Here is a 12,945-nt window from a genome sequence, read left to right as displayed (position 1 = left end):
CGGGGCCGCTGGGGGTTGGTGCTTATCGCGACGGGGCTTATACCTTCCGCACGTCCGCGGCCTGGCTGCGGCCGTCCCGGCCGGCCTGCACTTCGAACTCCACCCGGTCCCCTTCGTCGAGGGTGCGGAACCCGTCCGACTGGATGGCCGAGTAGTGCACGAACACATCCGGGCCTTCCGGGGATTCGATGAACCCGTAGCCCTTTTCCGAGTTGAACCACTTGACCGTGCCGACAGCCACGGCGTCCTCCTTGCGACCGGCAAAATCTTCGATCACGCTACCCGAAGAACGGGCCTCAGCAATGCCCCATTTGCGCTGAAAGTCAGGCCTTGCGGGCCTGCACCAGCACGGTGCCGGGGCCGGCGAAGTCGAGCACCAGCCCCTCGCCGGTGCGCACCGACTGCGGGCCGGACGGGTCGACCGCGCGCAACCGGCACTGCACGGTGTCCGGGTAGGCGAGCAGGAAGCCGGGCCGCAGCGTGATCACCTCGCGCGCGCCCAGCTTGAACGCGTCCACCGGGCCGGCGCAGGCCAGCAGCAGCGGGCCGACCCCGCTGTAGTGCTCGAGGAAACCGGAGTCCCCGCCGAACAATGCCTGCAACCCCGGCCAGCCGTGGTCCGTGCGGACCGTGGCCGGCCTGGCCAGGAACGCGTCCTTGGCCACGCACCAGCCGGTCTTGCCGTCGAACTCCAGCGGGTAGACATCACCGGCGCCGGCCGGGGCCAGGTCGATCCAGCCGCCCTCGGCCGGGGCGGTGAACACCGAGGGCCCCGGCTTGCCCTGCGCGCGGATCCCGCCACGGGACGCGGACACCTCGGTCACCCCGAAACTGGTCGCCAGCATGGTGTCCGGGCCGGCCTGCACCGCCTCACCCGGCCGCAGCACCACGCGGGCCACCCCGAACGCGGGCGTGTGCCGGGTGTGCACCTCCACTGCGCTTCTCCCCGTCGTCAGCGCGCCGGTACCTGGGCGATCACCCAGGCGGCGAGGCCGGACGGGTTGCGGGTCTGGGTCAGCACCTGGCCCGGTCCGGCGAAGTCGAACACGAGTCCTTCACCGCTCTTCAGCGACTGGATCATGCCGGAGGCGACCTTGCGGGTCTGCGACTGCACGGTGTCCGCGTAAGCCACCACGTGCCCGGAGTCGATGGTGATCATCTCGCCGGGCTGCAGGGTGACCGCCTCCAGCGCGCCGTAGCAGGCGACCACCAGCTGGCCCTGTCCGGTGGCGTGGGTGAGGAAGCCGCCTTCGCCGCCGAAGAGCTTGCCGAAACCGCCCCAGCGGGTCTCCGTCTGCACGCCGTGCGAGGAGGCCAGCCAGGAGCCCCTTGTCACGCACCAGCCGGTGCGGCCGTCCAGGTTGAGCACCTGCAGGTCGCCGGGCAGGTTCGCGGCCACGTCCACCCAGCCGCCGTTCTGCGGTGCCGTGTAGGTGGAGATGAAGAACGACTCGCCACTGAGGAAGGCGCGCCCGAGGCCCTTCATCACGCCGCCCTGCGACTGCGACTGGACGTGGACCCCGTAGCTCGTCGCGAGCATCGCCCCCGACTCGACCTGAGCCGGCTCACCGGGCTGGAGCATCAGCCTGGCCACGGCGAACGACGGCTGGTGGCGGATACGGACCTGCATGAACCTCTCCCCTGAACGGCCTGTGCGCCCGGAGAGTGTTGCACGCCGGGGTGAGTGAGCGAGGATGTTCCGCGTGATCTCCGTCGATGAGTACCGTGCCACCGTCACCGAGCTGCTGGACAGCGCCGTTGTCGCCGAACTGCCCCTCGCGGACTGTGCCGGGCTGGTGCTGGCCGAGGACGTGCACGCCGGGGTTTCCCTGCCGCCGTTCGACAACTCCGCGATGGACGGTTACGCGGTCCGTTCGGTGGACGTGACCGACGCCGCGCCGGAGCGGCCGGTGGAGCTGCCGGTGGCCGAGGACATCCCGGCCGGCCGGATGGACATCCCGGTCCTGCTGCCGGGCACCGCGCACCGGATCATGACCGGTGCGCCGATGCCGCCCGGCGCGGACAGCGTGGTGATGGTGGAACGCACCGACGGCGGCACCAGCCGCGTCCGGATCAGCGAAGCCAGCACGCCCGGCGCGCACGTGCGGCGCACCGGTGAGGACGTCGTCCGCGGCACCATCGCGCTGGCCGAAGGCAGCGTGCTCGGCCCGGCGCAGCTCGGTCTCGCGGCCGCGGTCGGGCTGGACCGGCTGCCGGTGCGGGTGCCGCCGCGGGTGCTGGTGGTCTCCACCGGCACCGAGCTGGTGACCCCGCCCGGCGAGCTGCGGCACGGCCAGATCTTCGAGTCCAACAGCGTGATGCTGGCCGCCGCGCTGCGCTCGCTCGGCTGCCGGGTGGAGATCGTGCGCAGCGTGGCCGACGACGTGGCCGAGTTCCGGGCCGCGGTGGAGCCGAAACTCGCCGAGGCCGACCTGATGGTGACCTCCGGCGGGGTGAGCGCCGGCGCCTACGAGGTGGTCAAGGACGCGCTGACCGGGGCCGGGGTGACCTTCGCCAAGGTCGCCGTGCAGCCGGGCGGGCCGCAGGGCTGCGGGCGCTGGCACGACACGCCGGTGGTGACCCTGCCCGGCAACCCGGTCAGCGTGCTGGTCTCGTTCGAGGCATTCCTCCGACCGGCGCTGCTCACCGTGCTGGGCCACCGGGACGTGGACCGGCGGCGGGTGCCGGCCAGGCTGACCGAGTCGATGCGCTCACCGGCGGGCAAACGTCAGTTCCGGCGCGGTTTCTACTGGCACGAGGACGGCCAGGTGACCGGCATCGTCGGCCCGCGCGGTGGCCCGGGCTCGCACCTGCTGGCCGCGTTCACCCAGGCCAACTGCCTTATCGTGCTGGACGAGGACACCACATCGGTGGACAAGGGTGACGAGGTCGGCGTGCTGCTGCTTTAGGAGTCCGCAGAGGTTCTAGCCTGTGGCCATGGGCTTCTTCTCCTGGATCGTGTTCGGCGCGCTGGCAGGCTGGGCGGCGAACCTGCTGATCGGCGGCCGGGACCGCCGCCGCGGCTGCCTGTTCAGCGTGCTCGTCGGCGTGGTCGGTGCCGCGCTCGGCGGGCTGATCTACCGGCTGGCCACCGGCAAGGAGAAGACCTTCGACTTCGACTTCCCCAGTTTCGGGGTGGCCGTGCTCGGCGCGGTCGTGCTGCTCGCGCTGCTCAGGCTGGTGCTCGGCGGCCGGCGCGACCACAGGCAGTCACGTGACCGTTTGTAACTTTTGACTCACGGCTGGTGACTAATCTGGGGCAGGCGTACTAAACTCGCCGTTCCCCCCACCGTTCCCATGACCGCGACCGGGCGGGTGCGCCGGTCGGGGGTGCACCCGCCCGTTTCGCCAGGCCGAGCACGTGCAACGCGGTCCCCAGATCGATCAGTTCCGGCATCGGCTCACTGTCCACGTCCCGTCGCCAGGCCTGGAAGAACTCTTCCAGGCGGTCGTTCGGAGCCTCCATGACGGCGCTCACGACAGCCCCTTCCTGCACTTACCACGTAGTGCATCGGCCAGAGTGACTGTCTGTTACCGAGCCTCCCCCGGGTGAGGGTTGCTCAGTCGAGGGAGAAAACAGAGTCACCGCGTAAGGAGTACCCAGAGCAGGCGTCTTTGACACGTGACCACTTGAAAGGGGAGCGCCGCGACCGGACGGCCGCGGGGGTGGTGACAGCGGTACGCCGGAGCCCAGCAGCCGGGAGGGGGATGCTGGGCTCCGGCACCCGCACCCTCGCCGGGTCGCGGTAGCGTGGGCGCGCACGAGCCGGCGGCACCTGATGCGCCGCCGGGTGATCACCTCCGCCAAGGACCTGACAACGGGGAACCCCGAACAGATGAGCGCCACCCGGTCGCCCGCGAACGGCACGACCAACCCAGTCACCCACGCCGTGCAACTGGCCCGCGAGACCCTGCCGCCCATGCACCCGGCCGGCCGGCCGTTCGTGCTCGGCGGCGCCGCGGCCACCCTGCTGCTGCGCCGGCTGTCCAAGCCGCTCGGCGCGCTGGCCGGCCTTGCCACCGTGGCCACCGCCGCCTTCTTCCGCGAGCCGCGCCGGGTGCCGCCGGCCAGGAGCGGGCTGGCACTGGCCGCCGCGGACGGGCTGGTCTCGCTGATCGAAGAGGCCACCCCGCCGCCCGAGCTCGGGCTGCCCGCCGAGCCGCGGATGCGGGTCAGCATCTTCCTTTCCGTGTTCGACGTGCACGTCCAGCGCGTGCCGGCGACCGGGGTGATCCAGCGGATCGCCTACCGGCCGGGCAAGTTCCTCTCCGCCGACCTGGACAAGGCCAGCGACGACAACGAGCGCAATTCCGTGCTGCTGCGCACCGAAGACGGCCACGACCTTGTCGTCGTGCAGATCGCCGGGCTGGTCGCGCGGCGGATCGTCTGCCAGGCCAGCGAGGGCGAGGCGGTGGCGGCCGGCGCCACCTACGGCCTGATCCGGTTCGGCTCCCGGGTCGACCTCTACCTGCCGCCCGGCAGCGAGGTGCTGGTCAGCAAGGGCCAGCGCACCATCGGCGGCGAGACTCCGATCGCCGAACTGCCCGCCGTGTCCGACTCGAAGGGTTGAGTCCATGTCCCGCGTCACGCCCAGTGTCCGGCTGCTGCCGAACGCCATCACCGTGCTCGCGGTGTGCTCGGGCCTGTCCGCCGCCCAGTTCGCGCTGAACAAGCAGTGGTGGCTGGCGATCGGCGCGATCGGGGTGGCGGCGGTGCTGGACAGCCTGGACGGCCGGATCGCCAGGCTGCTGGACGCGACCTCGAAGATGGGCGCCGAGCTGGACTCGCTGGCCGACGCGATCTCCTTCGGCGTGGCACCGGCGCTGGTGCTCTACATCTGGCACGCGGACGGCGAGCGGGTCGGCTGGGTCGCCGCGCTGATCTTCGCGGTCTGCATGATCCTGCGGCTGGCCCGGTTCAACACGCTGCTCGACGACACCGAGCAGCCGCCGTACGCCAACGAGTTCTTCGTCGGCGTGCCGGCACCGGCCGGCGGGCTGCTCGCGTTGCTGCCGCTGATCATCACCACCGAGTTCGGTGAGGGCTGGTGGTCGTCGCAGCCGGTGGTCTGGGTGTGGACGGTGGCCATCGCGGCGCTGCTGATCAGCCGGATCCCGACCCTGTCGCTGAAGACCGTCAAGGTGCCGGCCAAGGCGGCGGCCCCGCTGCTGGTCGGCGTCGGCCTGCTGGCCGCGGCGATCATCCAGTACCCGCTGACCGCGCTGGCCATCGCGCTGGTGCTGTACCTGGCCCACGTGCCCTACGCGGTGTACCGCTACCGCTGGCTGGCCGGCCACCCGGAGGCGTGGGACGTACCGCCGCGCGAGCGCCGGGCGATCCGCCGGGCGCGGAGCCAGCGCCGGCTCGGGCTGCGCCGGCCGCTGAGCCGCCGGGTCGCGGGCGCGGCCGGTGCCGCCAGGCGCGCGGTCCGGCTGCCGCGCAACGGGCACACCGACCACGTCGCCCGCAGCACGCGCACCTACTCCGCCGACCCGAAGACGGGCGACCGCGGCTCCCGCCGCCGCACCTGGCGCCGCACCGGCCTGCGCCACCGCGGCGACGAATGACCGACGTTTCCGCAGGTCAACGGTCGTGAGTGAAAAGTGTTGCCAGGGCAACGCTTTTCACTCACGACGTGGTGGGGCGGCTCGCTAGGGTGGGCGGCGTGACTTCCCCGCAGATCACGCTGACCGTCCGGCACACTCCCTCCGCAGTGGACACCAGGCGCGGGGTGGTGCGCCTGCACCCCGAAGTGCTGGACGCGCTCGGCCTGCGTGCCTGGGACGCGGTGCGGCTCACCGGCGCCCGTGGCAGCGCCGCGCTGGCCGCCCCGGCAGCGGGTGGCGGAACCACCGGGGTGGTGCTGGTCGACGACGTGACGATGTCCAACCTCGGGGTCGCCGAAGGGGCCGAGATCGTGGTGAGCCCGGTCGACGTGACCGCGGCGAAGACGGTGACCGTCGCCGGTTCGCGGCTGGCTTCGATCTCGCTCAGCCCGGAGACCCTGCGGCTCGCGCTGATCGGCAAGGTGCTCACCGTCGGCGACGCGGTCTCCCTGCTGCCGCAGGACCTCGCCCCGGCACCCGGCGCGGACGCGATCGCGGTGCGCGGCAAGCTGTCCGCAGCGATCGGCATGACCTGGACCAACGAGCTGCTCACCGTCACCGCGAGCGACCCGGACGGCCCTGTCGCGGTCGGACCGTCCACTGTGGTCAGCTGGCGCGGCGGCGCGAAGACAGGGGAGGCCGCACCGCCGGTGCCCGGCCGCGCGTCCGGCGAGCTGATCGCCAGCACCCGCGTCGCGGATGGCACTGGTGACTACCTCGACGCCGAGATCGTCGAGGAGGAGGAAGCGGAGACGCCGATACCGGCGCTGACCGACCTGGTCGGCGCGGAGGCCGCGGCCAGGCGCCTCGGCGAGTGGTTCGACCTCGCCTTCCACCGGCCGGAGCTGCTGGCCAAGCTGGGCACGTCGAGCAGGCTCGGGGTGCTGCTTTCCGGGCCGGAAGGGGTCGGCAAGGCGACGCTGGTGCGTGCCGTGGCGAAGGCCGAGGACGTGCGGGTGGTGACGCTGGCCGCGCCGAACATCGCGGTGCTCGAACCGAACACGGCCGCAACCAGGGTCAGGGAGGCGATCGGCCGTGCCCGCGCGGAGAACGGCGCCGGCCTGCTGCTGATCACCGACATCGACACCCTGCTGCCGTCCGCCCAGCCGCCGCCGGTGGCCACCGTGCTGCTCGAGGAGCTGCGCACCGCGCTGGCCAGGCCCGGTTTCGCGGTGGTCGCGACCACCGCGCACCCCGAGTCGGCCGACCCGCGGCTGCGCGGGGCCGATCTGCTGGACCGGGAACTCACCCTGGCCCTGCCGGACGGCAAGCTGCGCACGGAGCTGCTCCGCGTGCTGATGCGGGAGGTGCCGCTGGAAGCCGGGGTGGACGTGGCCGCGATCGCCGAGCGGACGCCCGGTTTCGTGGCCGCGGACCTGATCGCGCTGCGCCGGGACGCCGCCCTCCGCGCGGCCCTGCGCCAGCGGGAGGCGGCCGAGCCCCGGATCTCCCAGCAGGACCTGCTGGACGCGCTGGACACCGTGCGCCCGATCTCGATGTCCACTTCGGACACCCTGGCCACCGGCGGGCTGAGCCTTGCCGACGTCGGCGACATGACCGAGGTCAAGCAGTCGCTGACCGAGGCCGTGCTGTGGCCGCTGCGGTACCCGGACTCCTTCGCCAGGCTCGGGGTCGAACCGCCGCGCGGGGTGCTGCTCTACGGGCCGCCCGGTGGCGGCAAGACGTTCCTGATCAGGGCGCTGGCCGGGGCCGGGGCGCTGAACGTGTTCGCGGTCAAGGGCGCCGAGCTGATGGACAAGTGGGTCGGCGAGTCCGAGCGGGCGGTGCGCGAGCTGTTCCGCCGGGCCGCCGACGCCGCGCCGGCGCTGGTGTTCCTGGACGAGATCGACGCGCTGGCCCCGCGCCGCGGACAGTCCAGCGACTCCGGGGTGGCCGACCGGGTGGTGGCCGCGCTGCTCACCGAGCTGGACGGGGTGGAGCCGATGCGCGAGGTGGTGGTGCTCGGCGCGACCAACCGGCCGGAGCTGGTCGATCCGGCGCTGCTGCGGCCGGGCAGGCTGGAACGGCAGGTCTACGTACCGCCGCCGGACGCCGAGGCGCGGGCGGCGATTCTGCGCGCCACCGCGAAGAACACTCCGCTGGCCGCGGACGTGGACCTGGCCGAGCTGGCGTCCACTTTGGACAAGTACTCGGCGGCGGACTGCGCGGCGCTGGTCCGGGAGGCCGCGCTGACCGCGATGCGGGAGTCGCTGGAAGCCACCGAGGTCACCGCGGCGCACCTGGCCGCGGCCCGCGACGCGGTGCGCCCGTCGCTGGACCCGGCACAGCTCGCCGCTCTCGAGGCCTACGCCAACCGGAGCTGACCCGCTGCCCGCTATGCAGCGAAGGCCACCTTGCCTGCGTTGAACGCAGGCAAGGTGGCCTTCGCTGCGTGGGGAAGGGTCAGCTGCCGACCTTGCCGCTGGCGCCCTTGTAGTCGTTGGTGACGATCACGATCACTCCGGGATGGGACTGCTGGATGCCCTCGAACCTGGCTTCCACCCGCATGCCGAAGGTGATGCCGAGTGCTTTCGCGGCGGCCTCTTCGTCCGTGCCGGGGCGGTAGTAGGCCGTGGTGGTCGGGATCTTGCCGGAGGGGTAGTTGCTCACCTCGGCGACGTTCCAGCCCTGCTTGCGGAGGTCGTCCCCGGCGCGCTCGGCCAGCCCGTGGATCAGGCTGTTGTTGTAGACGCGCACGGTGACCCACTTGGAAGAAGCCTGCTGGTCGCCAGGCTGGCCACCGTCCTGGCCGGGGGTGGCGCCCGGCTGGCCCGGTGCCGGGCTGCTGGGCGCGGGACTGCTCGGCGACGGCGGCGGCGTGCTCGGTGAGGGCGGCGGGCTGCTCGGCGGCTCGGACGGCGGCGGGGACGACGGCGGCGGCACCTGCCCCGTCTCCGAAGGCGCGGTGGAGGACGACGGCGGGGCGGCGGTGTTGTCGGAGCCACCGGTCAGTGCGGTCGTGGTGCCGATGACGGCCGCGACCAGCGCGATCCCGATCAGTGCGACTCCGGCCAGCTTCATCGGGCGTGACAGCCCGTCCAGAAGGCTCATGGCAGTTCGATCCCCAGTCGCCGGGCGGCCCGGTTGCGCTGCCGCGCGGCCCGCAGCTTGCGCAGCCGCTTCACCAGCATCGGGTCCGCGGCGATCGCCTCTTGTTTGTCGATGAGTTGGTTCAGCACCTGGTAGTACCTGGTCGCGGACATGCCGAAGAGCTCGCGGATGGCCTGCTCCTTGGCGCCGGCGTACTTCCACCACTGCCGCTCGAAGGCGAGCACTTCCTGCTCGCGCGGGGTGAGTCCGTCCATTCCTCCGGCGGCCGGATCGGGCGGCGACGGCTGGCGACCATCAGCCATCGACTCCGCGGCGTCCATCTGACTCCTCGCAATCAGGGTCCGGTGCTCCGGTAGACCACGAAACGACGAAATACACGGTTGTCATTCCGCGGCCGCCATTGAACCACGCGCCGGACGGCCACCGTGGGCATCACGCCCGGCGCGTCATGGTCTACCAGAAACCACCGACAAAGATGCCTCCCGAACGGGGAGGGACCCGGCCGCCACGGCGCGCGCTTTGCCGAAGGCTCGGATGAGCGGAGGCGGGCCGCCGTCCAACCCGACGGGAGGAGACATGCCAGGTCGCGGCCTGGCTACGTTCATACGATCGCGCGCCCTGAAAGACACAGCCTAAAATGCCGCCGTGACCGTTCACCCCATCCGGATCGCCGGCGACCCAGTGCTGCACAACCCCACCCGCGAAGTGACCGAGTTCGCCGACGAGCTGAGGACGCTGGCGGAGGACATGTTCGAGACCATGTACGCCGCCGAGGGGGTCGGGCTCGCCGCCAACCAGATCGGCGTCGACCTGCGGATCTTCGTCTACGACTGCCCGGACGACGAGGGCACGCAGCACAAGGGCCTCGTGGTCAACCCGAAGCTGGAGACCTCGGAGATCCCGGAGACCATGCCGGACCCGGACGACGACTGGGAAGGCTGCCTGTCCGCGCCGGGCGAGTCCTATCCGACCGGGCGGGCGAGCTGGGCCAAGGTCACCGGGTTCGACCTCGACGGTCAGCCGATCGAGGTCGAGGGCACCGGCTACTTCGCGCGCTGCCTGCAGCACGAGACCGATCACCTGAACGGTTACCTCTACCTGGACCGCCTGGTCGGCAGGCACGCCCGCGCGGCCAAGAAGATGCTCAAGGCGAACCGCTGGGGCGTCCCCGGCAACTCCTGGCTGCCCGAACCCGCCGCGTCCTGACCCGCGTTTCCCCACCCCATACCGGCCCAATGTGACGTTTGGCCAATAGAAGACACCAAACGTCACATTGGGCTCGTACGCCGGGGCAGGAAAGCGCTGTTGGCGGGTGGTCAGCAGCCGAGGTAGCGGCAGCGGACCACCCGCGGCTGCTCGATGACCTCGCCCTGCTGCACCACCCAGGCCAGCCGGACCAGCTGGGCGTGCGTCCAGGCCAGCGGGGTCGCCGACGCGGTCGGCGTGCCGGGCGCGAAGCCCGGTCCACCGCTGGGCGGATGCTGGTCCCAGACCTGCTCCGGCATGGTCTCCCCGGCGCCGCTCGCCATGGCAAGGTCGCGCAGCCGGCCGGTGGCGGACGCGTGGTCGCCGTTCGCCACGTCGTACTCCCCGCGTTCCCCGGCCAGCAGCGGCCACAGCCTGCCGAAGGTGGTCCGGCTCTCCGGCGGGAACGGGTAGTCCCACTGCTCGCCGGTGGCCGTTTCGCCGTAGCCGTCGGCGGTGTAGCGGTGCCAGTACTCGCCCTTAGGCGTCTTGAAGCCGATGTCCTCGTCGGTGACCCGGATGCTGTTGCGGATCACCGGATCGTCCGGCGCGTAGATGCCGAGCCGCACCAGGTCGAGGAAACCGGCGTCGGTCACCGCGCGCTGGTCCAGGGTGATGCTGGAGTTGCCGACGTTGTACTTGGTGCCCGCGTTCGCGTCGCCGTCCTTGGTCAGCCGCAGGAAGTACGGCTCCGGGGACAGCGGGCCGTTGGTGGTCACCGTCCAGCCGGGCAGCTTGGCGCGGAACCCGTCCGCCGCGGCCAGGTACCGCTCGGCGTCCGCGGCCGCGCCGTTGTGCCGGGCCAGCTCCGCCGCGCAGACCAGGCCGGCGATCACCGAGGCGATGGTGGACGGCGAGTACCCGTCCTGCTCCTCCCAGCGTTCCTGCTGGGTGTACGGCGACGCCAGGCCGTTCTCGCCGCGGTAGGCGAGCAGGAACTCGGCCGCCCTGCGCACCGACTGCCAGGTCTTCTGGTCGGTCCGGCCGAGCTGCTCGGCCAGCACGATCGGGAAGGCAGTCTCGTCGAGCTGGATGGACGTCCAGTACGGGGTGCCGTCCACCTGGGTGTTCTGCGGCAGGTGGCCGTCCGGCTGCTGCTGGACGCCGAACATGTAGTCCAGCGACCGTTCGGCCGCGCCCCGGTCGCCGGCGGCCAGCATGCCGGTGGCGATCTGGTAGAGGTCGCGCGGCCAGACCAGGTGGTAGGTCCCGGACGGCGAGTACTCCGGTCCGTTGTTGCCGAACTTCCACGGCATGCTCGGCGACGCGATGAACGCGCCGGGGTTCTGCTTGTCCTCACTGGCCGCCAGCATCAGCACCGACGCCCGGTACAGGTCCCGTTCGCGGCCCGGTTTCAGCGACGCCGGTGGCCGGTTGACGGTGCCGAGATAACGCCGCCAGCCCGCCTCGTTCGCCGCGGCGGCCCGGCGGAAACCTTGGCGCAGCGAGGATTTCGCGGCATCGGCGGCGTCGGCGGCGGCCCGCTCGCCGTTGCCCATGCCGATCGCCAGCTCGACCTGCCGCGAGCGCACCCCGTCCGCCGAGGTCCGCCCGGTCTGCACCACGTTGCCGCTGCCGGCGCGCGGGTACGACTCCAGCTGGAAGCCCTTCTTCAGCTGCGTCGTGCCGTCCGAAACCCCGGCGTAGCCGCTGCTGGTCGCGGTGAACGCGGGCCGCGCGGCGAAGGCGGCGGCCATGGTGGAGTCCTCGGCCACCAGGGTGCCACCGTCGGAGCGGGCCGAGTCGTCCGCGCCGTTGTTGGCCAGGTCCGGGTCCAGCACCGCGTAGAGCTGGTACGGCTGTCCGGTCAGCGACGTGAAGTCCACGCTGACCAGCACGGTGGACCGCGCCGGGTCGGTCACGTAGGTCTTGCGCAGCCGCCATCGCCGCTGCTCGTCGGTGGCGGTCTGCTCGTAGGTCAGCCCGTCGGCACTGGTGCGGCGCACCTGCTGGCCGGGCACCTCGGCGTCCACGGTGGCGAAGCTGCGGCCGTCGGTGACCACGAAGTTCAGCGAGCGCACGCTCGGCGTGGACAGGTCCGGGTAGTACACCTCGGACAGCTGGCCGGCCTGCAGGGTGAACCAGACCTTGCTCGCCGCGTCCCGCGAGCCGCCGAAACCGGTCTTGTCCGCGGGCAGCCAGCTCGGATGCGCACCAGGGGCACCGGGGGCATCACCGGCAGCGGCACCACTGGCCGCCGGCAGGAAACCCGTGACCAGCAGCCCGGTCAACGCGGCAACAGCGATATTGCGCATGCGCACCCCCACGTCTGCACCGTTACAGAAGAATGCAGTTTCGCGCAGATCGGCCACTTCCGCATGCGCCATTCGGATGGTCGTGCCCGGGACGGACGCCCGCCAGGAAACCTCGTTGCCGGGCGGGAGGCGGGTCGCGATCATCGGGGGATGCCGAACCTGCTCGCTTTCATCCCCGCCGCCTTCCTGATCGCGCTCGTGCCGGGCCCCGCGACGATCATGCTGATCAAGCAGTCCGCACGAGGCTCGCGCCGCAACTCGATGGCCACCATCGCCGGGATCGAGGCGGGCGTGCTGTTCTGGGGGCTGGCCGCGGTGTTCGGGCTGTCCGCGCTGCTGGTCGCCTCCGAGGTCGCCTACAACGTGCTGCGCATCGGCGGCGCGGTCTTCCTGGTGTACCTCGGCATCAAGGCGCTGTTCTTCAACCGGCTCACCCCGGACGAGGAAGTGCGGCCCGGTGCCGGGTTCCGGTCCGGGTTCCTGGTCAACGTGAGCAACCCGAAGGCCGGCGTTTTCGCGATCTCGTTCCTGCCGCAGTTCGTGCCAGCCGGCTCCGGCCCGCTGCCCCTGCTGCTGTGCGTGCTGGTCTGGCTGCTGGTCGACATCGTCTGGTACACCTCGCTCGCCCTGCTGCTCACCAGGATCGGCCAGTGGCTGCGCAAGGCGTCCGTCCGGCGCGCGCTGGAGCGCACCTCCGGCGGATTGTTCGTGGCGTTCGGGGTGACGGTGGCGCTGGAGGGTTGATGTTTGCCACCCCGGCGTGGCATGGTCGTTGAGACAACACACA

Annotated in this window: 14 protein-coding genes; 7 read left to right on the top strand and 7 right to left on the bottom strand. The window is 71.6% G+C overall.

Annotated elements, in window-relative coordinates:
* Positions 1-37: 37 nt before the first annotated feature.
* The 3 genes from AMYNI_RS0120525 to AMYNI_RS0120515 form a co-directional block, all read right to left on the bottom strand.
* Complete coding sequence (locus tag AMYNI_RS0120525) at positions 38-241, bottom strand: cold-shock protein (protein WP_020669924.1); 204 nt, start codon at positions 239-241, stop codon at positions 38-40.
* A gap of 82 nt (positions 242-323) precedes the next feature.
* The gene (locus tag AMYNI_RS0120520) at positions 324-935 is read right to left on the bottom strand and encodes an AIM24 family protein (RefSeq protein WP_020669923.1); all 612 of its coding nucleotides are present in this window, start codon (positions 933-935) and stop codon (positions 324-326) included.
* 17 nt (positions 936-952) lie between these two features.
* A complete protein-coding gene (locus tag AMYNI_RS0120515) occupies positions 953-1,630 on the bottom strand; it encodes a TIGR00266 family protein (RefSeq protein WP_020669922.1) in 678 nt (225 codons plus the stop codon).
* 73 nt (positions 1,631-1,703) lie between these two features.
* Here AMYNI_RS0120515 and moeA point away from each other — a divergent pair, with 73 nt between their 5' ends.
* Together moeA and AMYNI_RS0120505 are read left to right on the top strand one after the other, a co-directional pair.
* Positions 1,704-2,909, top strand: coding sequence for a molybdopterin molybdotransferase MoeA (moeA, locus tag AMYNI_RS0120510; protein WP_026360701.1), 1,206 nt, complete (start codon positions 1,704-1,706; stop codon positions 2,907-2,909).
* A 28-nt stretch (positions 2,910-2,937) separates the two neighbouring features.
* Positions 2,938-3,228 (top strand): GlsB/YeaQ/YmgE family stress response membrane protein, encoded by a 291-nt coding sequence (locus AMYNI_RS0120505; RefSeq protein WP_020669920.1) that lies wholly within the window; start codon positions 2,938-2,940, stop codon positions 3,226-3,228.
* Between the two features lie 40 nt (positions 3,229-3,268).
* Here the strand turns inward: AMYNI_RS0120505 and AMYNI_RS0120500 are convergent, their stop codons facing one another.
* Positions 3,269-3,478, bottom strand: a complete 210-nt coding sequence (locus AMYNI_RS0120500) for a hypothetical protein (RefSeq protein ID WP_026360700.1) — start codon at positions 3,476-3,478, stop codon at positions 3,269-3,271.
* Between the two features lie 358 nt (positions 3,479-3,836).
* On the opposite strand from AMYNI_RS0120500, the gene AMYNI_RS0120495 reads away from it, so the two are divergent.
* From AMYNI_RS0120495 to AMYNI_RS0120485, 3 genes are all read left to right on the top strand, one after another.
* Positions 3,837-4,571 carry a phosphatidylserine decarboxylase gene (locus AMYNI_RS0120495; RefSeq protein WP_026360699.1) on the top strand — a complete coding sequence of 245 codons (735 nt, stop codon included), beginning with the start codon at positions 3,837-3,839 and terminating at the stop codon, positions 4,569-4,571.
* Positions 4,572-4,575: 4 nt separating this feature from the next.
* On the top strand, positions 4,576-5,568 hold the full coding sequence (gene pssA, locus AMYNI_RS0120490) for a CDP-diacylglycerol--serine O-phosphatidyltransferase (protein ID WP_020669917.1): 993 nt from the start codon (positions 4,576-4,578) through the stop codon (positions 5,566-5,568).
* A 98-nt stretch (positions 5,569-5,666) separates the two neighbouring features.
* The gene (locus tag AMYNI_RS0120485; protein ID WP_026360698.1) at positions 5,667-7,931 is read left to right on the top strand and encodes an AAA family ATPase; all 2,265 of its coding nucleotides are present in this window, start codon (positions 5,667-5,669) and stop codon (positions 7,929-7,931) included.
* A gap of 79 nt (positions 7,932-8,010) precedes the next feature.
* Here the strand turns inward: AMYNI_RS0120485 and AMYNI_RS0120480 are convergent, their stop codons facing one another.
* Positions 8,011-8,658 carry a LytR C-terminal domain-containing protein gene (locus tag AMYNI_RS0120480; protein ID WP_020669915.1) on the bottom strand — a complete coding sequence of 216 codons (648 nt, stop codon included), beginning with the start codon at positions 8,656-8,658 and terminating at the stop codon, positions 8,011-8,013.
* Positions 8,655-8,978 carry a nucleoid-associated protein NapA gene (gene napA / locus AMYNI_RS0120475; protein WP_020669914.1) on the bottom strand — a complete coding sequence of 108 codons (324 nt, stop codon included), beginning with the start codon at positions 8,976-8,978 and terminating at the stop codon, positions 8,655-8,657. Before napA ends, AMYNI_RS0120480 begins: the two co-directional genes overlap by 4 nt.
* A 325-nt stretch (positions 8,979-9,303) precedes the next feature.
* Here napA and AMYNI_RS0120470 point away from each other — a divergent pair, with 325 nt between their 5' ends.
* Positions 9,304-9,864 carry a peptide deformylase gene (locus AMYNI_RS0120470; protein ID WP_020669913.1) on the top strand — a complete coding sequence of 187 codons (561 nt, stop codon included), beginning with the start codon at positions 9,304-9,306 and terminating at the stop codon, positions 9,862-9,864.
* 110 nt (positions 9,865-9,974) lie between these two features.
* Here the strand turns inward: AMYNI_RS0120470 and AMYNI_RS0120465 are convergent, their stop codons facing one another.
* The gene (locus AMYNI_RS0120465) at positions 9,975-12,158 is read right to left on the bottom strand and encodes a glycoside hydrolase family 15 protein (protein WP_026360697.1); all 2,184 of its coding nucleotides are present in this window, start codon (positions 12,156-12,158) and stop codon (positions 9,975-9,977) included.
* A gap of 150 nt (positions 12,159-12,308) precedes the next feature.
* Here AMYNI_RS0120465 and AMYNI_RS0120460 point away from each other — a divergent pair, with 150 nt between their 5' ends.
* Positions 12,309-12,902 (top strand): LysE family translocator, encoded by a 594-nt coding sequence (locus AMYNI_RS0120460; protein WP_020669911.1) that lies wholly within the window; start codon positions 12,309-12,311, stop codon positions 12,900-12,902.
* Positions 12,903-12,945 lie beyond the last annotated feature (43 nt).

The organism is Amycolatopsis nigrescens CSC17Ta-90 (assembly GCF_000384315.1).
Lineage (GTDB): Bacteria > Actinomycetota > Actinomycetes > Mycobacteriales > Pseudonocardiaceae > Amycolatopsis > Amycolatopsis nigrescens.
This window is presented reverse-complemented; position numbering and strand designations above follow the sequence as displayed.

Bases quoted from the DNA above. Each gene is read 5' to 3' on its own strand.
- AMYNI_RS0120480 (WP_020669915.1), bottom strand. From the start codon at position 8,658: ATGAGCCTTCTGGACGGGCTGTCACGCCCGATGAAGCTGGCCGGAGTC.
- AMYNI_RS0120460 (WP_020669911.1), top strand. From the start codon at position 12,309: ATGCCGAACCTGCTCGCTTTCATCCCCGCCGCCTTCCTGATCGCGCTC.
- AMYNI_RS0120495 (WP_026360699.1), top strand. From the start codon at position 3,837: ATGAGCGCCACCCGGTCGCCCGCGAACGGCACGACCAACCCAGTCACC.
- AMYNI_RS0120515 (WP_020669922.1), bottom strand. From the start codon at position 1,630: ATGCAGGTCCGTATCCGCCACCAGCCGTCGTTCGCCGTGGCCAGGCTG.
- AMYNI_RS0120505 (WP_020669920.1), top strand. From the start codon at position 2,938: ATGGGCTTCTTCTCCTGGATCGTGTTCGGCGCGCTGGCAGGCTGGGCG.
- napA (WP_020669914.1), bottom strand. From the start codon at position 8,978: ATGGACGCCGCGGAGTCGATGGCTGATGGTCGCCAGCCGTCGCCGCCC.
- AMYNI_RS0120465 (WP_026360697.1), bottom strand. From the start codon at position 12,158: ATGCGCAATATCGCTGTTGCCGCGTTGACCGGGCTGCTGGTCACGGGT.
- pssA (WP_020669917.1), top strand. From the start codon at position 4,576: ATGTCCCGCGTCACGCCCAGTGTCCGGCTGCTGCCGAACGCCATCACC.